Source organism: Saccharothrix sp., assembly GCF_031180885.1.
Taxonomy (GTDB): Bacteria; Actinomycetota; Actinomycetes; order Mycobacteriales; family Pseudonocardiaceae; genus Actinosynnema.
Window position 1 is genome coordinate 1 of record NZ_JAPSLK010000035.1, and the last position, 19,721, is coordinate 19,721.

Genomic DNA, 19,721 nt, shown 5'->3' on the forward strand with positions numbered 1-19,721 from the left:
CCACGTCCCAGGCGTAGATCTTGCCCCGGTAGTAGCTCGCCACCTTCGTGACGTGGTTCAGCATCGCCTGGCGCAGCGCGGAACCCTCCATGCGCTGCATCCAGCCCGGCTGCTGCGAGTGCCACGCGAGCGTGTGCCCGCGGACCCGCTTGCCCTGGGACAGCGCGAGGTTCACGATCCGGTCGGCGTTGCCGTAGGTGAACTGGTTCTGGTTCGGCTCGGTCGCGTCGATCTTCATCTCGTTCTCGGCGGTGACCATGTCGAACTCGCGGCTGAGGATCCCGGTGTAGGTCGAGTCACCCAGCCTGCCCGCGGCGACGGCGGTGCCGAAGTACCGTCCGGTCTGCGCCGCCGCCGCGCCGAGCGTGGTCGCGGCCGAGGCCGATGGGGCCGAGTAGATCACCGCGCCACCGGTGACGGCCACCAAGGCGGTCACGAGCGCGGCTCGTGACACTGACGTCGCTGTCAGCTTCATGTGTGTGGACACCTTCTGGAGGACACCCGTCCGCCTGTCGGGCGGGTGTGGGGTGTGCGAACTCGTGAAGTTTCGAAACTCTGGCGGAAGTTTCGACGAGCAATTCGGAGTGTGGCACCAGAAGTTTCGGTCCACAAGACCGTGGCGGACGCGCGTGGAATCGCGCTCACACCCGTGGCACCCGGACCCCGGGCGATGGCCTGGATCGGGCAGCGGCCGCGGCCGTAGGGCCGAAAAAACCCCGCGGGGGTATCTGCGCGGCGGCTCGACCGCTCCCGTGGCATGGCGCCGGGACATCACCCGGCGCCGCTGACGAGGAGGCTTTGGTGCGAAGAATCACGGGGTTGACGGCGGCGTTGGGCGTCGCGGGCGCGATGCTGGTGGGCTCGCCGGCGACAGCTCAACCGACGGTCGGGACTGCTCGGACCGCCGACGTGTCCTGGCAGGGCTGGGCGGAGGTGCCGGGCGGGCAGTTGATCACCTCCAGCCCGGCGGTGGTGAACTTCCGCGACCACGAGTACGTCTTCGCCCGCCGCGCCGACGGCCAGATCGTGCACAACGCCCGCAGCGACCGCACGGTCACCTACTGGTCGGGCTGGAACCCGGTGCCCGGCGGCCGCACCACCCCCAGCGCACCGGCGGTCGCCGTGCACAACAACATGCTGTACGTCTTCGTGCGCGACGACGCCGGCCGCCTCTTCTTCACGACGAGCACCCGCACGGCGTGGTCCGCCTGGACCGAGGTGCCCGGCGGCGGCACCACGCCGAGCGCCCCGACCGCCGCGGTCGTCGACGGCGCGCTGCACCTGATCGTGCGGGCCGGCAACGGTTTGCTCGCCGAGAACGTGCACAGCGCCACCGGCTGGTCGGGCTGGAGCGTGCTCCCCGGCGGCGGTACCACCCCGGACGCGCCCGCCGTGACCGCGTACAACGGCACCCTCCGCCTGGCGGCGCACGCCGACGACGGCCGCATCTACCTCAACACGTTCGCGTCCGGCGTCTGGACGGGCTGGATCCTGGTGCCCGGCAACGGCTGGACCGCCGGCCCGCTCGGCCTCGCCGCCTACGGCGGCGAACTGCGCCTGTTCGCCCGCGGTGGCGACGACCGCCTGTACATGATCTCCTACGACGGCACGGCTTTCGACAGTTGGACCCCGTTGCCCGGCAACGGCCTGACCCGGAGCGGCCCGGCCGCCAACGACTACAGCGCCTACAACGGCGACCTGCACCTGTTCGTCCGCGGGCTGGACGACAAGGTCTACTTCAACACCGCCCGGCCCTGACGCCGACCGATCATGTGGCCGGGTACCCCCTTCCCGGCCACATGATCACTGTCGCGCGTACCGGCGGGTCGTCAGGCGAGGAACTCCCGGAGCTGCTCTTCCGTGGCGCCCGCGTCGCGCAGCCATCCCAAGGTCTCCTTGCGGAGGTAGGCGATCAGGTTTCGCTGCCACTCGACCACCACGTCCGGCGGTGCGTTCCTGGTGCAGACCGTGATCGGCAGGCTCGTGCCCCTGTTGATGGCCTTCGTCCCGGTGTGGTGCTTCGAAGCCTTGCTCTCGGCGGTGGCCTTCTCGTACGTGCCGTCGCGGCGGGTGGTCGGGGGGTCGACGGTCTTGGTGCTGATGTCGACGTCGGTGTCCTGGTCGATGAGGTGCAGGTGCTCCCTGTCCCGGAAGTGGTCGGCACCCTTGCCCACGACCTCGTGGGACTTGTACCACACGTAGAGGTGGCGTTCGGACTCGCCCTTCGCGTAGGCCAAGTCCTCTTCCTCGTTGTCGGCCTTCTTCTTGATCGTCCGTAACAGCCATTGCGCGAAGGGCAGGCTGATGGCGTCGTCGTCGTCGGACGGGAAGAACGGGATCGTGCCGGTGACCGCACCCATGGGATCTCCTGACGTAGTCGGGTTACCGGCGTATCGGCCTGCCGCCACGGGCGTTACGTAGTTCGACGATGTACGTCAGCGCGCCGGCGGTGCGGTGCTGGCGCGGACGACGAGGTCGGTGGCCAGGACCAGGCGGCTCTGCCGCGGGGGTTCGTCGCGGGACAGGGCCAGGACGGCTTCGGTGGCGGCGGCGGCCATGTCGCGCAAGGGTTGGCGGACCGTGGTGAGCGGCGGGATCATCTCGCGGCTCGACGGGATGTCGTCGAAGCCGACCACGCTGAGATCCGTCGGTATGCGCAGCCCCGCTTCGTGGGCCGCCTGGTACACGCCCAACGCGGTGCCGTCGTTGCACGCCACGATCGCGGTCGGCGGGTCGGGCAGGCGCAGCAGGTCGCGGGTGTGCTCGCGGCCGTCGGCGATCTGGAAGTCGCCCTCCCGGATCAGGGCCGGGTCGACCTTGACGCCCGCGTTGTCCAGCGCGGCCCGGTAGCCGTCCAGGCGCGCTCGGCCGGACAGCGTGCGGAACGGGCCGGTGATGGTGGCGATGCGGCGGTGGCCCAGCTCAAGTAGGTGCCGGGTCGCGGACAGGCCGCCGCTCCAGTTGCTGGTGCCTACCGACCACACCCCGCGGTCCGGCTCGTCGGTCGGGTCGACCAGCACGATCGGGATGCCCCTACTGTGCAGCCGCTCCTGCTGGGACGGGGTGGGTCCGGAGAACACCGCGACGACGCCCGCCGGGCGGCGGGCCAGGACGCCCTCGATCCAGTCCCGGTCGGGGGTGTGCCGGCCGTGCAGTTCGGAGACGACGACGGCCAGGCCGTGCGCCGCCGCGACCTGCGCGGCGCCGTTGAGGATCTCGGTGGCGTAGTCGCCCGTGATCGCGTGCAGGACGACCTCGACCAGCTGGGACCGGGTGGCGCGGCGCTTGCGGCGGTAGCCGTGCGCGCGGATGACGCCCTCGACCGTCGCCCTGGTCTCGGGCGCCACGTCGGGGTGGCCGTTGACCACCTTGGAGATCGTCGCGACCGACACGCCGGCCAGTTCGGCGAGCTGGCTGATCGTCGCGCCGGCCTGGTCGTTCGGTTCCGCTGCGGGTCGGCGCGCCGGGCTCATGCGGCGAGTGTAACCGTCGAAACGTTTCGGTCTGCTTGCGCAAACCCTTGACGGTCAGTGGATCTGCGGCCTACTTTCGCTGCCGAAAGATTCCGGCGATCCGCCGAATATTTCGAACCGCCACGGTCTGGAGGCAACACATGAAACTCCGCGCCATCGTCGCCGCGGTGCTACTGGTCACCGCCGCGTGCTCACCGGGCAGCGGCGAGGGTGGCGGTGGGGACGGCAAGTCCTTCGAGTTCTGGTCGTTCAGCGGGATCAACCAGAAGGCCGCCGTCGAGGAGTACAAGAAGAAGCGCCCCGAGGTCGAGGTCAAGCTCACCGAGGTCGGCAACGCCCAGGAGACCGCGCAGTCGCTGACCACCGCGCTGGCCGGCGGCAAGGTGCCGGACCTGGTGCTGATCCAGGGCGACGACCTGCCCAAGTTCGTCGAGCAGCCGCAGAACTTCGTGGACCTCAAGACGCTCGGCGCGGACGAGATCAAGGGCGACTACCTGGACTGGGTGATGGCGCAGAGCGTCGCCAAGGACGGCCAGATCCTCGGCATCCCCACCGACGTCGGCGGCATGGCGATGGCCTACCGCACCGACCTGTTCGCCGCCGCCGGCCTGCCCACCGACCGCGAGTCGGTCGGCAAGCTGTGGCCGGACTGGAACGCGTTCATCGAGACCGGCAAGCGCTACACCGAGAAGACCGGCCAGCCGTTCGTGGACAACGCCGCCACGAGCGTCTTCTACCAGGCGGTCAACCAGGGCAGCCAGAAGTACTACGACGACAAGCGCGAGCTGGTCTACTCGACCAACCCGCAGGTGAAGAGCGCCTTCGACCTGGGCATCAAGGCCGCGCAGGCGGGCATCACGGCCAAGCTGGCCTCCTTCGCCGAGGGCTGGAGCGCCGGCATGGCGCAGGGCAGGTTCGCCGTGGTCGCCGCGCCGTCGTGGATGCTCAACGCCATCCGCAGCAACGCCCCCGACACGGCCGGCAAGTGGGACCTCGCCACGGTCCCCGGCAAGTCCGGCAACTGGGGCGGCAGCTACCTGGCCATCCCGAAGCGCGCGAAGAACCCGAAGGCCGCGTGGGAGTACATCCGCACCATGCAGTCGCCGCAGGGCCAGTTGGAGCACTTCGTGAAGTCCGGCGCCCTGCCCACCACCCCGTCGGTCTACCAGGACCCGCAGCTGACCGCGCGCAGCGAGCCGTTCTTCTCCGGCGCCCCGATCGGCACCATCTACACGCAGTCCCTGCTGGGCCTCAAGCCGTTCTACATCGGACCGGACAGCACGACCATCGGCACCGAGTTCCTCAACGCCATCACCAACGTCGAGGAGAACGGCGGCAACGCGGCCACGGCGTGGGACGACGCCGTCCGCAACATCAAGACCGCCATCGGCAAGTGAGCCGCCCGTGAGCACCACGCTGGCGCCCGTCCCGGTCGCTCCCGCAGAGCCGCCCGCCCCTCGGGTCGGCACCCCGCTGCGGGAGCGGCTGGCGCCCTACGCCTACATCGCGCCGTTCTTCGTGCTGTTCGCCGTGTTCGGGCTGTTCCCGTTCCTGTTCACGTTCTACGTGGCGCTGTTCGACTGGAACCCGATCGGCGACCAGACGTTCATCGGCCTGGACAACTTCACCCGGATGCTGGACGACCCCAGGTTCTGGAACGCCACCCGCAACACGGTGAGCATCTGGTTCCTGTCCACGGTGCCGCAGCTGTTCATCGCGCTGCTGCTGGCCCACCTGCTCAACCACGCCCGGCTGCGGGCCGCGCTGTTCTTCCGGATGTCCGTGCTCGTCCCGTACGTGACGTCGGTGGCCGCCACCGCGATCGTGTTCGCGCAGCTGTTCGACCGCGACTTCGGCCTGCTCAACTGGCTGCTCGGCCTGGTCGGCGTGGACCCGGTGGACTTCGTCGGGTCCACGTGGGGCAGCCACGTCGTCATCGCGGCCATGGTCACGTGGCGGTGGTTCGGCTACACCACGCTGCTCTACCTGGCCTCGCTCCAAGCGGTGCCGCGCGACGTCTACGAGTCCGCCGCCATCGACGGCGCGGGCGGGTGGCAGCGGTTCCGGCACATCACCGTCCCGGCGCTGCGCCCGGTGATCATCTTCACCGTGATCACCTCCACCATCGGCGGTCTGCAGATCTTCACCGAACCGCTGCTGGTGTCCCCGGGCTCGTCGCTGACCTGCGGTTCGGTCCGGCAGTGCCAGACGCTCACGCTCATGCTGTACGAACAGGGCTTCGGCCGCTACGAGTTCGGCTACGGGTCGGCGATCGGCGTCGCGCTGTTCCTCATGGTGGTGTTCGTCGCCGCGGTGAACTACCTGCTGTCCAGTCGCATCAAGGCGGATCGATGAGCGCGCGCCACAACAACGTCCGCTGGTGGCAGTACGGGGTCCTGGCCGTCGCGTCGGCGGTGTCGCTGTTCCCGCTGTACTGGATGTTCGTGGTGGCCACCACCGACACCGCGGCGGCCACGCAGATGCCGCCGGAGATCGTGCCGGGCGGCAACTTCTTCCACCTGGCCGGGCTCGTGTTCACCACGGTCCCGTTCCTGCAGTCCATCGTGAACAGCGTCGTGGTGGCCACCGCGATCGGCGTGGGCCAGGCCCTGCTGTGCGCGCTGGCCGGGTTCGCGTTCGCCAAGCTCCGGTTCCCGGGGCGCGGCGTGCTGTTCCTGGTGGTGCTGCTGACGATGACGGTGCCGACGCAGCTGGCCGTGATCCCGCAGTACCTGATCATGTCCGAGCTGGGCTGGGTGGACACGTTGCAGGCCCTGGTCGTGCCGGGGCTGGCGAGCGCGTTCGGGATCTTCTGGATGCGGCAGCACATCGTGGCCACGATCAACGACGAGCTGATGCAGGCGGCCTACCTGGACGGCGCTTCGACGTGGCAGGTGTTCTGGCGCATCGTGTTCCCGATCGTGCGGCCGGCGGCGTTCGTGCTGGGCCTGTTCGGGTTCGTGACCGCGTGGAACGACTTCCTGTGGCCGTTCATCGTGCTCAAGTCGCCGGAGCGGTTCACCGCGCAGATCGCCATCAAGGCGTTGCAGAACAACTACGACATCGACCTCGGGCTGGCCATGTCCGGCTCGTTCCTCGCGACCGTGCCCGTGCTTTTCGTGTTCGTCCTCGTGGGCAGGCGGATGGTCGCGGGCATCCTCGAAGGTGCGTTCAAGGGCTGACCCGGAAGGCGGAACATGACGCGGAGCTTCGACAACCCGGTGGTCCCGGGGTTCTTCCCGGACCCCAGCGTCTGCCGGGTCGGCGACGACTACTACCTGGTGTGCTCCAGTTTCGAGTACTTCCCGGGCGTGCCGATCCTGCACAGCCGGGACCTGGTGCACTGGCGGCAGATCGGCAACGTCCTGGACCGGCCGTCCCAACTGCCGATGCCGGCCGAGGCGCTGGCCTCGCGCGGCATCTACGCGCCGACGATCCGGTACCACGACGGCCTGTTCTACATGATCACCACCAACGTCTCGGAGGGCGGCAACTTCGTCGTCACCGCGGAGGACCCGGCCGGCCCGTGGTCGGACCCGGTGTGGATCGACCTGCCCGGCATCGACCCGAGCCTGGTCTGGGACGAGGACGGCAACTGCTGGTGCACCGTGCACGGCGTCCAGCTCGCGCGGGTGGACCCGTTGGCGGGCAAGGTGTTGGAGGGTCCGTGGCCGATCTGGTCGGGCACCGGTCTGCAATGGCCGGAGGCGCCGCACCTGTACCAGATCGGCGACTGGTGGTACCTGATGATCGCCGAGGGCGGCACCGAACGCGGCCACACCGTGGCCATGGCCCGCGCCCGCCACCCGCGCGGCCCCTACGAACCCGCGCCCGGCAACCCGATCCTCACCCACCGCGGCACCGACCGTCCCATCCAGAGCACCGGTCACGCGGACCTGGTGTCCACTCCGGACGGTGAGTGGTGGATGGTCCTCCTGGCCACCCGCCCGCGTGGCTTCACCCCGAACTACCACCCGCTGGGCCGGGAAACGTTCCTCACCCCGGTCGAGTGGGTCGACGGCTGGCCCCGGGTCGGCCCGGTCGAACTCACCGAGCGCGCCCCGAACGCGTGGCACCCGTTCGACCCGCCACCCGTCCGCGACGACTTCACCGGGCCGGCGCTCGGCTTCGAGTGGATCTCCCCGCGCGTCCGCCCCGACGAGTCGTGGTCGCTGACCGAACGCCCGGGCTGGCTCACCCTGCACGCCACCGGCCCGACCCTCGACGAACCCGGCCACACCTTCATCGGCCGCCGCCAGCAGCACCAGGAGTCGCACTCGGAAGTGTTGCTGGACCCCGGTTCGGCGCGGGCAGGCCTGTCGGTGCGCTTGGACGAGGCCCACCACTACGACCTCGAAGTGGCCGGAGGCCGCGCCGAGGTCATCGCCCGCATCGGCCCGCTGCGCCACACCGTGGCGGCGACAGAGGTGCCCGACGGCCCGGTGACCCTGACCGTCACGACCCGCCTGCCCACGCAAGAGGACGAAGCGACAAGTGGTGGCAAGGCTTTGGGACCGGACCTGGTCGGGTTCCACGTCAACGGCACGCTCCTGACCGAACTGGACGGTCGCTACCTGTCCACCGAGGTGGCCTCCGGCTTCACCGGCCGCGTGATCGGCATGTACGTCACCGAGGGCACAGCGTCCTTCGACTGGTTCGACTACCGCCAACGCTAGCTCGCATTCCAAAGGTGAGGTGACCACCCGTTTTCCGCCGCGCAGCGGCGCTCTTCCGCCGCCTCCGCGCGGCGGGCCGGGCTCCCAGCCACAGGTGGGGCTTCGGTTCCCCCACCGTATGGCCTGCCCGAAGGGCTACCACAGATTTCCCGGGTGCAGCCAAAAAGTTTTGCGAGGAACGAGCAAAAGTTTTCAGCGGCACCCGGGAAATCTGTGGTTGGCTTTGCCAGGCCATGCGGTGGGAACCGACGCCCTTCCCTCCCCCATTGGCGGCCTCCAGGCCGCTTTTCGCTTGAGAGCGCGCAGCGCGTCGAGCTTGCGAGCGCGTCAGCGCGTTCAAGAGCGCGAAGCGCGTTCCTCCTCCAGTAGCGCGGAGCGCGTTGCGTCTACACGCGCGCAGCGTGGGCTTGAGCGCGTAAGCCAATTTCAAAGATTAAAAGCGCCTCGCCGGCGGGCGAGCCGCCAAGGATGGCACAACTACAACTGCGGGGGCTTCTTGCTTGTGTCATCCCCGCATGACCCGGCAAAGCCGACCACATTTTTGGTCGGATGCCGCTAAAAATTTTGCTCGTTCCTCACAAAATTTTCGGCTGCGCCCGACCAAAAATGTGGTAGCCCTTCGGGCGGGCCATACGGGGATGACACAAGCAAGAAGCCCAGGTTGAGGTGTGTCCGCTCGGGCGGACTGCCCGCCCGGCAAGGCGGACTGCCTCGCTTGGTTGCGGAGGAGACTCGGTTGTTCGAATTGGTTCGAAGGCCGGCATCGCTAGTTATTCGACGGTGTCGCGCGTAGGCTGACTGCCTGATCGAACCGGTTCGACAACCAGCGTCCGATCCGCCGCGGATGCCGCGATCCGGTCCCCTCACAGGAGAATCGGAGCACATCCATGCGACACACCGGCCGCCTCCGCCGATGGCGGGGGCTGACCACGGCCTTGGCCGCGTTGGCCCTCATCGGTGCGGGCGTCAACGGCCCGGCGTACGCCGCCCCCGGCGACGCCGCCCCGGCGGGAGGCACCACGCTCGCCGCCACACCCGGCTGCGGCAAGGCCCCCGGACTGGCCAGCGGCACGCACAACATCCAGAGCAGCGGCAAGAACCGCAGCTTCATCCTCAGCGTCCCGGCCAACTACGACCCCAACCGCCAGTACCGGCTGATCTTCGGCTTCCACTGGTGGGGCGGCACCGCCAACGACGTCGCCTCCGGTGGCTCCGACGGTGACGTCTACGCCTACTACGGCCTGCGCCGCCTCGCCGACAACAGCGCCATCTTCGTCGCGCCGCAAGGGATCGGCAACGGTTGGGCGAACTCCGGCGGCGAGGACGTCACCTTCACCGACGACATGATCCGGCGGATCGGCGACGCCCTGTGCGTGGACACCGCCCAGGTCTTCTCCCTCGGCTTCAGCTACGGCGGCGCGATGAGCTACTCGCTCGCGTGCTCCCGCCCGACCGTGTTCCGCGCCGTCGCGGCCATCGCCGCCCCGGGCGAGATCAGCGGCTGCAACGGCGGCACGCAACCGGTGGCGTACATGGGCATCCACGGCATCTCCGACAACATCGGCGCGGGCCGCGGGATGCGGGACCGGTTCGTCCGCAACAACGGCTGCACGCCGCAGAACGCGCCCGAACCGGCCCGCGGCAGCCTGACCCACATCTCCACCACCTACTCCGGCTGCCGGGCCGGCTACCCGGTGGTCTGGGCGGCCTTCGACGGCGGCCACCAGCAGGGCCCGGTGGACGGGTGCTCGGGTTGCGAGTCCGGCGCGCGCAGCTGGGTCAAGGGCGAGGTGTGGAAGTTCTTCACCGGTGAGACCCCGCCGGCCCCGACCACGTTCCGCCTGCGCGGCGAGGCTTCCGGTCGGTGCATGGACGTCGAGGGCGCGAACTCGGCCACCGGCAGCCCGATGATCATCTGGGACTGCCACGCCAACGCCAACCAGCAGTTCTCCCAGAACGGCCAGACGCTCCGGGTGCTGGGCAAGTGCCTGGACGTCCCGGAGAACGCGACCGCCGGCACCCGTGCCCGGATCTGGGACTGCACCGGCGGCACCAACCAGAACTGGACGTTCAACACCAACGGCACGATCAGCAACGTCCGCACCGGGCTGTGCCTGGACGTCAACGGCGCGGCGACCGCCAACGGCTCGACCGTGATCGTGTGGACCTGCCACACCGGCGCCAACCAGCGCTGGGCCAAGGCCTAGGCGTCAGCAGCACGACGGCGGCCGGGCACCTGCCCGGCCGCCGTCTTTCTTCGAGGAGCCACTGATGAGACGACTGCTCTCGACCGCGCTGGCCCTGGCCCTGCTGGCGGCCACGCTGATCACGTCCGGCACGGCGTCCGCGGCGACCCTGACCCGCGTGACGAACTTCGGCACGAACCCCACCAACCTCAACATGTACGTCTACGCGCCCGACACCGTCGCCGCGCAACCCGCCCTGCTCGTCCTGGTCCACTACTGCGGCGGCTCGGCGAGCGCGATCTTCAACGGCAACGGCCGCGACTTCGCGACCGCGGCGGACCGGTACGGGTACGTCGTGGTGGTCCCGGAGGCCACCCGCGAGGGCCGCTGCTTCGACGTGTCCACCCAGGCCGGGCTGACCCGCAACGGCGGCAGCGACTCCACCGGCATCATGGCGATGGTCACCTGGGCGCGGCAGCGCTACAACGTCGACCCGGCCCGCATCGTGGTCAGCGGCTTCTCCTCCGGGGCCATGATGACCAACGTCCTGGCCGCCCAGTACCCGGACGTCTTCGCGGCCGGCGCGGCGTTCTCCGGCGTCCCGGCGGGCTGCTTCGCCACCACCAACGGGTCTTTGTGGAACAGCCAGTGCGCCGGCGGCAACATCACCCGGACTCCGCAGGAGTGGGGCAACACGGCCCGCAACATGTTCCCCGGCTACACCGGCCGCTACCCGAGGATGCAGTTCTGGCACGGCGACCAGGACACCACCCTGGCGTACCGGAACTTCGGCGAGGAGATCAAGCAGTGGACCAACCTCCACGGCTTGAGCCAAACCCCGTCCTTCACCGACCGCCCGCAGTCGAGCTGGACCCGCACCCGCTACGGCGACACGACCACCAAGGCCACGGTCGAGGGCATCAGCATCACCGGCACCGGCCACACCCTCCCGCAGGCGGGCATGCTCGCGTACGCGATCTCCTTCCTCGGCTTGGACAACGGCGGTGGCAGCGCACCGGTGGCCGCTCCCTTGCGTTCGGCCAGCGGCAACAAGTGCCTGGACGTGGCCGGACAATCCACCTCGCCCGGCACGCGGGTCCAGCTCTGGGACTGCCACGGCGGCGCGAACCAGCAGTGGACCGCCACGGCGGCCGGCGAACTCACCGTCTACACCGGAGACTCCCGCCGCTGCCTCGACGCGGAGGCCGGCGGCACGACCGCGGGCACCCCGGTGATCATCTGGACGTGCCACGGCGGCGCCAACCAGAAGTGGCGCGTGAACACCGACGGCACGATCACCGGCCAGTCGCTGTGCCTGGAACCCGCCGGCACCGCCAACGGCAGCCAGGTCCGCCTGGCGACCTGCACCGGCCAGCAGAACCAGCGCTGGACCCGCACCTGAGGTGAAGACGCCGCCGGCGCCGGGGGTGTGGACCCGGCGCCGGCGGCTTTCCCAGTGCTTGACTACCTCCAGGGCCCGCTACCTGAGGGTCCACCTCTGGTTCGTGCCGCCGTTGCACGACCAGATGATCAGTTGCGTGCCGTCCGCCGAGCTGGCGCCGTAGGCGTCGAGGCACTTGGTGCCGTTGCGGATGGTGCCGTCGGCCTGCACCGACCAGTTCTGCCCGGGCGCCCCGCTGCACGACCACAGCTGCACCAGCGCGCCGTCGGTCTGGCTGCTGTTCGCCACGGTCAGGCACTTGCCCAGCGACTGGAAGGTGGACCCGACCTGCGTCCACTTCTGGTTGTCACCGGTGCCGCACGTCCACAGCTGGACCTTCGTGCCGTCCGTCGTGGCCGAGCCGTTGACGTCGACGCACTTGCTGCCGATGCCGACGATCTGCTTCGCCGTGGTGCCACCGCCGCCGGACCCGATGCCCGCCCCGACGTAGGTGATGGAGTCGAGGTCGAAGCTGTTGTTGGCCGACGACTTGAACACCACGAACAACTCGACCGTCCCCGAAGGCCGGGTCACGTTCACCGCGGGCAGGCTCACGTAGTTGTCCCAGCCACCGGTGGAGGTCACCGGCGCGGACGCGATCAGAGTGCCGGTGGGCGAACCCGCCCGCAGCTCGATCGTGCCGCCACCCGAGGGCGAGGACACCCGGAAGGACACCTGGTCGATCCCGGTGAAGTTGACCGGCTTGAACGAGATCCAGTCGTTGTTGGAGATGTCGCCCACGCGCCCGCCGGACTCGGCCCCGGACTGGGCCACCACCCGCACGCCCGACGAGCCGTTGTAGTGCTCGGCCTGCTTGCGCTTGGGTTGCAGCACCACCGACGCGCTGCCGGTCAGCGCCGGCAGTCCGTTGCCGCCGTTGTCGGTGTACTCGGCGGAGCCGATGATGTGCGCGTTGCCGTTCTGGTGCTCGGCGTCCGCTTCGGCCCGGAACGAGCCCGAGCACCCGGTGATCGGGCTGCCCAGCGGGTGCTTGTGCGAGTCGTGGCCGATGTTGGGCTGGGTGACCACCCGTGCGCAGTTGATCGTGCCGTCCTCGGCGTCGGTGACGGACAACGCGTAGGGGATGGTGTCGCCCCACCCGAACATGCCGCCGTCGACCGGTCCGGTGAACCGCACCGTGGGCGCGGTGTTGCCGGAGGTCACCGTGAGGTTCGCGGTGCCGGTCTTGCCGGTCGGGTCGGTCACGGTCAACTGCACGTTGAACGTGCCCGAGGTGGTGTAGGTGTGCGAGGGGTTGGCCTGGGTCGACGTCCCGCCGTCGCCGAAGGTCCAGCGGTAGGTCAGCGCGCCGCCCTCGGGGTCTCGCGAACCCGCGCTGGAGAACGCCACCGTCAACGGCGTCCCACCTGAGGACGGAGTAGCGGACGCCTGCGCGATCGGGCTGCGTTCACCGGCGTTGTAGTCGATGCGCCACAGGCCCGCGCCCGGCAGGTGGACGTTGTCGTCCCAGCCCGTGCCCCACGTCAGCAGGTACATCGAGCCGTCCGGGCCGAACTTCATGTCCATGGGCGAGGCGAAGGACATGTTCGGCAGGAAGCTGTTGATCTTCAGCAGGTTCCCGTTCGAATCGGTGCGGAACTCCCACATCCGGTTGCGCGACCAGTCGCCCAGGAACGGGACGTTGTCGTAGTAGGCCGGGAACTTCGTGGGTGACGGGTTGTTGGCGTTGTACTGGTAGATCGGGAAGCCCATCGGCCCCTCGCCGCCGGTCCCCATCTCCGGGAACTTGTTGCCCTCGGTGGCGCTGTTGCCGTACCAGACGTCCGCGGCGCGTGCGGCCGGGAGGGTGGTGAGGCCGGTGTTGTTGGGCGAGTTGTTGGTCGGTGCCGAGCAGTTGAACTTCGAACCCGACCGGTTCGTGGCGAAGTCGTAGTCGTTGTAGGGGGTGTTGTTGCCGACGCAGTACGGCCAGCCGTAGTTGCCCGGCGACTTCACGATGTTCCACTCCACCAGGCCACCCGGTCCGCGGTTGGCGTTGTCCGCGCCCGCGTCCGGACCGTAGTCGGCCACGTACAGCACGCCGGTCGTCGGGTGCACGCTGAACCGGAACGGGTTGCGGAAGCCCATGGCGTAGATCTCGGGCCGCGTGCGCGCCGTGCCGGGGGCGAACAGGTTGCCCGACGGGACGGTGTAGGTGCCGTCCGCTTCGGGGTGGATGCGCAGGACCTTGCCGCGCAGGTCGTTGGTGTTGGCGGCGGTGCCCTGGGCGTCCCACCACTTGCGGCCGGCGCGCTCGTCGATCGGCGAGTAGCCGTCGGAGGCGAACGGGTTGATGTCGTCGCCGACGCCGATGTAGAGGTTCTTGCCGGGGCCGAACGCGAGGTAGCCGCCGGTGTGGCCGGGTTCGTTCTCGCGCCAGGCGGGGATGGTGAGCAGGACCTTCTCGGTGGACCGGTCGAGGGTGTCGCCGTTCATGGTGAACCGGGACACCCGGGCGATCTGCTCGCTGGTGTCACCGGGGGAGTAGTTGAGGTAGACCCACCGGTTGGTGGCGAAGTCCGGGTCCAGGGCCAGGCCGGTGAGGCCGTCCTCGGAGTTCTGGCCGCTGCCGTAGACGTTGAAGGTCGCGGCGGTCACCGTGGTGCGGGTGTTCGGCTTGAAGATCTTGAGCTTGCCGCCGTACTCGGTGAAGAACACCCGGCCGTCCGGGGCCACGTCCACCGCGCCGGGCGCGATCGTGGTCTCGTCCAGCGCGACCTTCTCGAAGCTGCCCCACACGGTCGGCCCGCAGTCCGCCGGCACGTGCCCGCCCGCCGACTCCACGCCGCCCGCGACGTGGGCCTTGAACAGCGGTTCGGAGTAGGCCGAGGCCTGGTGGCCCATCGCGGTGGCCCAGAGCCTTCCGCCCTCGAAGTTGCGGCACCAGGAGATCGGGTGGTCGAAGCCCATCGCGTTCGAGCCGGGGTTGTAGGTGGTCTCGTCGGCCGTGACCAGGACGTGGGCGTTGCCCCGGACGTTGCGGTCGAAGTTGTACCACTCCTCGGTGCGCACCCACCGGTCCGGCAGACCCGCGCCGGAGGGGTGCTTCTTGTCCGCGACCTTGGCGGTGCCCTGGACGATCGCCGAGTGCTGGGTCATGGTCATGCCGAGGAACTGGTCCCACCACGGGAACTGCGCCTCGATGTTCATGTCCGTGGCGTTGTGGATCGCCACCACACCACCGCCGTTGCGCACGAAGGTCTGCATGGCGGAGCGTTGGGCGTCGGTGTCCCAGACCATGCCGGAGGTCTGGAGCATGACGATGACGTCGTAGGTGGCCAGGTTGGCGTTGTTGAAGACCGAGGAGTCCTCGCTCTTGGTCATCTCCCACTGGCGCTCGGCGGCGAGCTGCTCGAACATCGCGATGCCGGCGGGGATGGAGTCGTGGCGGTACGCCCCGGCTGCGGTCTTGCTGAACAACAGGACGTGCAGGCCCTCCGGATGTGCCGAGGCCACCGGAGCCGTCAGTCCCAACACCAGCGCTGCGGCCCCGATGAGCGAGGCCGCGCGCCGCAATCTGTGTCGCACCACTTTGGGGCGCATCACCACTCCCTTCACAGGCTCCCCACGCTGGAAGCCCACATCTCCCCGGCGCGGCCCGCGACCGCCGCGCCGGTCAAGCCCCCGATCGCCGCGCGGCGCTCAGCTCACGCTCCAGCGCTGGTTGGCGCCGCCGTGGCAGGTCCACAGGTGCACCGCCGCGCCGTTGGCGGTCGACGCGTTGGCCACGTCCAGGCACAGCCCCGACTGGACGCCGCGGATCGTGCCGTCCGCGTTGACGGTCCAGCGCTGGTTGGCCTGCCCGTTGCACGACCACGTCACCACCCGGGTCCCGGCGGACGTGCCCGCGCCGTAGGCGTCCAGGCACCGCAGGGTCCCGCCGCTGAACACGGTCAGCTCGCCCGACGCCGTCCGCGCCCACGTCTGGCCCGGCGTGCCCTGGCAGTCCCAGATCTGCACCGCGGCCCCGAGCGCCGTGCTGCCGCCCGCCACGTCCAGGCACTTGCCGGCGCCCACCGCGCGCACCGCCCCACCCGGAGCCGGAGCCTCGGGGGCGTAGCCGGCCGCCACGATGTTGGCCTGCACGGCGTTCTCGGTGGCGTCGGACGGGTAACCCGCGACCATCGCGCCCTCGTAGAACGTGCCCGCGCTGAGGTTCGCGCCGCCGCCGGGCTTGCAGCAGTCGCCGCCGCTGCCCAGGATGATCGCGCCCTGCTTCTTCATCGGGCTGTAGCCGTTGGGCAGCGCGCCGTCCCACAGCGTGGTCAGGGTGCCGGCCTGGGCGTCGCTGCCCTTGAGCGCGAACCGCGTGGTCCCGTTGTTCTTCAGCATGGCCGTGACGAACCTGTTCGGGAACGCGCGCTGGTTGGGGTTCCACTGCTGGCTGCCGCCCGGGAACAGGCCCCACTCGAGGTCGGCCTGCACCCACGGGCCGGTGCCCTGGCACCCGCCGAACCAGCACTGCGTGCTGAAGTTGATCGCGTCCATCGCCCCGGCGGCGTCGGCGGACCGGGTCGTCTCGCTGTTGCCGTAGTCGAAGCAGCAGCCGCTGTTGACGTGCGTGCCGCTGGTCACCATGTACATGCCCTCGGGCTGCGCGCCGGTCGGGACGCCGGTCAGGTGGCCGTCGCGCCAGTAGCTGTTGCCGGGGTTGATGTAGAGCGACCACGCCTTGTTGCCGCCGACCTTCAGCGACTCGCTGGTCGCGATCGCCGGGCGGCTCTGGCTGGAGCCGGGCACGACGGTGGAACCCTGGTACCACAGGTCGTTGCCCCGGCCGGACTGGTCGTAGACCACGGTGATCACGCACGTGGTCGCGGCGCAGAAGGTGTCCTGGAGCGAGGCGTCGGCGGTGCCGCCGGCGGTCAGGACGGTGACGTCGCGGGTGGTGTTGTCCGACGAACGCCGGACTTGGTACAGCTTCCCGGCGTACGACCCGTATAACGCCCGGGTCGTGCTGTGCGCGGCGATGCACGGTGTGCCGCCGGCGGCGTAGATGTCGCACGGCCCGGTGGTGGCGGCGGAGACCGGTGCGGTCCACGTCGTCGCGTCGAACGACAGGGCGGCGGCGCACAGCACGGCGACGGCGAACACCGCGCGCAACCGGGCCACCGCATGTGAACGCCAACGTCGAGGTGCAATGGGAACGGGTGAAGGCTGCATCGCGCGACTCCCTCGTGTCCGACCGCAGTGTTGCGCAACATCGAACCGGTTCGACCGCCTTCGGACGCTACGCGTCAATACATCAGCGATGCAACGAATTGGGAGAGCGAATCGCTTCACTGGCGAAAACTCGCCATTCGCTGTCACCGCGCCTGGCTCCGCGCTAGTCTCGCGTGCCTGTGTGTTAGCGCTCACACTGGGAGCGCTGCCACAACCCCGCCGATGAACCACCGGGAGTGCCGCCGATGACGTCCAGCCCGCCGCCCCTGCTGTCCGTCCGCGGCCTGGTCAAGCGGTTCCCCGGCGTCACCGCCCTGGCCGGCGTGGACTTCGACGTGCGCGCGGGCGAGGTGCACTGCCTCCTGGGCCAGAACGGCGCGGGCAAGTCCACGCTGATCAAGGTGCTCTCCGGGGCGCACCGCCCGGACGAGGGCGAGATCCGCAGCAACGGCGAGGTCGTCTCGTTCGCCAACCCGACCGCCGCGATGCGCGCCGGCGTGGCCACCCTCTACCAGGAACTGGACCTCGTGCCCGGACTCTCGGTGGCGGACAACGTCTTCCTGGGCCACGAGCTGTCCGCCGGCGGGTTCACCCGCCGCGCCGAGACCCGCCGCCGCACCCGCGCCCTGCTGGAGCGGTTGGGCCACTCGGACATCCCGCCCGACCGCGACGTGGGCCGGTTGACCGCCGCGCAGCAGCAGGTGGTCAGCATGGCCCGCGCCCTGTCCCGGGACGCCCGCCTGCTGATCATGGACGAACCCTCGGCCGTGCTCGACCAGGACGAGGTCCGCACGCTGTTCCGGGTCATCCGCGAGCTGACCGCCCAAGGCGTCGCCGTCATCCACATCTCCCACCGGCTGGAGGAGATCCGCGAGATCGGCGACCGCGTCACCGTGCTCAAGGACGGCCGCACGGTCGCCGCGGGCCTGGACGTCTCCGCCGTGAGCACCGCGGAGCTGATCAAGCTGATGACCGGCCGCGAGGCCCGCAACGTCTACCCGCCGCGCCGCCCGGTCCCGCCGGACGCCGCCGAGGCGCTGGTGGTGCGCGGCCTTGCGGTCGGCCGCCGCGCCGGGGTGGACTTCACCGTCCGCGCGGGCGAGGTGGTCGGACTCGCCGGCCTGGTCGGCGCGGGCCGTTCGGAGATCCTGGAAGCCGTTTACGGCGCCCGGAAACCCACCGAGGGCGAGGTCGTGGTCGACGGCCGGCGGCTCAAGCCCGGCAACGTCGGCGCGGCCGTGCGGGCCGGTGTCGGCCTGTGCCCGGAGGAGCGCAAGAGCCAGGGCCTGCTGCTGGATCAGGCCGTCTACCGCAACATCACCGTCTCCTCGCTGCCGCTGTTCGCCCGCATGGGTTTCCTCGACGAGAACGCCGAACGCACCCGCTCGGCCGACCTGACCGCCTCGCTGGACGTCCGACCGTCCGATGTGGACCGGATCGTGCGCACGCTGTCCGGCGGCAACCAGCAGAAGGTCGTGCTCGCCCGCTGGCTGCTGCGCGGCTGCCGGGTGCTGCTGCTGGACGAGCCGACCCGGGGCGTGGACGTCGGGGCGCGCGGCGAGATCTACCGGCTGGTGCGCGACCTGGCCGACCGGGGTGTCGCCGTGGTGGTCGTGTCCAGCGACATCGACGAGGTCCTGGGCCTGGCCGATCGCGTGCTCGTGGTGCGCGAAGGCCGTGTCGTGCACGAGGGACCGGCCGACGAGATCGACGAAGCCCGGGTCCTCGACCTGGTCATGGAGGGAACCGCCGCATGAGCGAAGACACCGCCACCCGCGCCGCGCCGCGCACCAACGGCACGTCGTTCCTGGCCTCCGCGCCCGGCCGCAACACCGGCCTGGTGGTGGCCCTGGTGCTGCTGTGCCTGGTGGGCGTGGTGACGGCGGGGGACCGGTTCGCCGACCTGGACAACGTCCTGACGATCCTGCGCCTGGCGTCGGTGATCGGCGTGGTCAGCGTCGGCATGACGTTCGTGATCACCGGCGGCGGCATCGACCTGTCCGTCGGCGCGATCGTCGCGCTGGCCTCGGTGTGGGCGACCACCCTGGCCACGCAGAGCATGGCGACCAACACGCACTGGCTGATCATGGTGTTCACGGCGCTGGCCGTGGGCGCCGGGTGCGGCGTGATCAACGGGGCCCTCATCGCCTACGGGCGGATCGTGGCGTTCATCGCGACCCTGGCGATGCTCGCCGCCGCCCGCGGGCTCGCCGAGATCATCTCCAACCGCCGCACGCAGATCGTGAACGTCCAGGGGTTCACCGCGTTCTTCGACGCCTCCGTGCTCGGCGTGCCCGTGCTGGTGGTGGTGTTCGCCCTGGTCGCCGCCAGCGGCTGGGTGCTGCTCAACCGCACCACGTTCGGCCGCCGGACCTTCGCCGTGGGCGGCAACCCCGAGGCGGCGCGGCTGGCCGGCATCGACGTGCGGCGGCACACCGTCATGCTCTACACCCTGCTCGGCGTGTGCTGCGGCATCGCGGCGGTCATGCTCGTCGCCCGCACCACCACCGGCAGCTCCACGCACGGCCTGCTCTACGAACTCGACGCCATCGCGGCCGTGGTCATCGGCGGCACCCTGCTGTCCGGCGGTCGCGGCACCATCGCGGGCACCGTGTTCGGCGTCCTGATCTTCACCACGCTGTCGAACGTGTTCACCCTCAACAACCTGTCCATCTCCGCCCAGGCCGTCGCGAAGGGCGCGATCATCGTGGTCGCCGTGCTCCTCCAGCAGCGGCTGGCCCGCAGAAGCACCGCCTGACCACCGCCGCACACAGGAGCGAAA

General features: G+C 69.9%; 14 protein-coding genes. 9 read left to right on the plus strand and 5 right to left on the minus strand.

Annotated elements, in window-relative coordinates:
- Positions 1–475 (minus strand): endo-1,4-beta-xylanase (locus RIN75_RS29790; RefSeq protein WP_309115361.1); only part of this gene is annotated, 475 nt, incomplete at its 3' end.
- 326 nt (positions 476–801) lie between these two features.
- Here RIN75_RS29790 and RIN75_RS29795 point away from each other — a divergent pair.
- The gene (locus RIN75_RS29795; protein ID WP_309115362.1) at positions 802–1,758 is read left to right on the plus strand and encodes a hypothetical protein; all 957 of its coding nucleotides are present in this window, start codon (positions 802–804) and stop codon (positions 1,756–1,758) included.
- 71 nt (positions 1,759–1,829) lie between these two features.
- Here RIN75_RS29795 and RIN75_RS29800 read toward each other — a convergent pair whose 3' ends face one another.
- Positions 1,830–2,360 (minus strand): hypothetical protein, encoded by a 531-nt coding sequence (locus tag RIN75_RS29800; RefSeq protein ID WP_309115363.1) that lies wholly within the window; start codon positions 2,358–2,360, stop codon positions 1,830–1,832.
- A gap of 75 nt (positions 2,361–2,435) precedes the next feature.
- Complete coding sequence (locus tag RIN75_RS29805; protein ID WP_309115364.1) at positions 2,436–3,473, minus strand: LacI family DNA-binding transcriptional regulator; 1,038 nt, start codon at positions 3,471–3,473, stop codon at positions 2,436–2,438.
- Between the two features lie 140 nt (positions 3,474–3,613).
- On the opposite strand from RIN75_RS29805, the gene RIN75_RS29810 reads away from it, so the two are divergent.
- The 6 genes from RIN75_RS29810 (at position 3,614) to RIN75_RS29835 (ending at position 11,737) form a co-directional block, all read left to right on the plus strand.
- Positions 3,614–4,870: an extracellular solute-binding protein gene (locus RIN75_RS29810; RefSeq protein WP_309115365.1), complete on the plus strand. Its 1,257-nt coding sequence runs from the start codon at positions 3,614–3,616 to the stop codon at positions 4,868–4,870.
- 7 nt (positions 4,871–4,877) lie between these two features.
- Positions 4,878–5,828 carry a sugar ABC transporter permease gene (locus RIN75_RS29815; protein ID WP_309115366.1) on the plus strand — a complete coding sequence of 317 codons (951 nt, stop codon included), beginning with the start codon at positions 4,878–4,880 and terminating at the stop codon, positions 5,826–5,828.
- Positions 5,825–6,655 (plus strand): carbohydrate ABC transporter permease, encoded by an 831-nt coding sequence (locus tag RIN75_RS29820; RefSeq protein ID WP_309115367.1) that lies wholly within the window; start codon positions 5,825–5,827, stop codon positions 6,653–6,655. The genes RIN75_RS29815 and RIN75_RS29820 overlap by 4 nt, the downstream gene beginning before the upstream one ends.
- Before the next feature lie 15 nt (positions 6,656–6,670).
- On the plus strand, positions 6,671–8,149 hold the full coding sequence (locus tag RIN75_RS29825) for a glycoside hydrolase family 43 protein (RefSeq protein WP_309115368.1): 1,479 nt from the start codon (positions 6,671–6,673) through the stop codon (positions 8,147–8,149).
- Positions 8,150–9,036: 887 nt separating this feature from the next.
- The gene (locus RIN75_RS29830; RefSeq protein WP_309115369.1) at positions 9,037–10,356 is read left to right on the plus strand and encodes a ricin-type beta-trefoil lectin domain protein; all 1,320 of its coding nucleotides are present in this window, start codon (positions 9,037–9,039) and stop codon (positions 10,354–10,356) included.
- Positions 10,357–10,420: 64 nt separating this feature from the next.
- Positions 10,421–11,737 (plus strand): PHB depolymerase family esterase, encoded by a 1,317-nt coding sequence (locus tag RIN75_RS29835; RefSeq protein ID WP_309115370.1) that lies wholly within the window; start codon positions 10,421–10,423, stop codon positions 11,735–11,737.
- A 78-nt stretch (positions 11,738–11,815) separates the two neighbouring features.
- Here the strand turns inward: RIN75_RS29835 and RIN75_RS29840 are convergent, their stop codons facing one another.
- Both RIN75_RS29840 and RIN75_RS29845 read right to left on the minus strand, forming a co-directional pair.
- On the minus strand, positions 11,816–15,319 hold the full coding sequence (locus RIN75_RS29840; protein ID WP_309115371.1) for a ThuA domain-containing protein: 3,504 nt from the start codon (positions 15,317–15,319) through the stop codon (positions 11,816–11,818).
- Between the two features lie 99 nt (positions 15,320–15,418).
- On the minus strand, positions 15,419–16,888 hold the full coding sequence (locus tag RIN75_RS29845; RefSeq protein ID WP_309115372.1) for an arabinofuranosidase catalytic domain-containing protein: 1,470 nt from the start codon (positions 16,886–16,888) through the stop codon (positions 15,419–15,421).
- Between the two features lie 296 nt (positions 16,889–17,184).
- On the opposite strand from RIN75_RS29845, the gene RIN75_RS29850 reads away from it, so the two are divergent.
- Positions 17,185–18,696: a sugar ABC transporter ATP-binding protein gene (locus RIN75_RS29850; RefSeq protein WP_309115373.1), complete on the plus strand. Its 1,512-nt coding sequence runs from the start codon at positions 17,185–17,187 to the stop codon at positions 18,694–18,696.
- Positions 18,693–19,697 carry an ABC transporter permease gene (locus tag RIN75_RS29855; RefSeq protein ID WP_309115374.1) on the plus strand — a complete coding sequence of 335 codons (1,005 nt, stop codon included), beginning with the start codon at positions 18,693–18,695 and terminating at the stop codon, positions 19,695–19,697. Before RIN75_RS29850 ends, RIN75_RS29855 begins: the two co-directional genes overlap by 4 nt.
- The last annotated feature ends 24 nt before the right edge of the window (positions 19,698–19,721 follow it).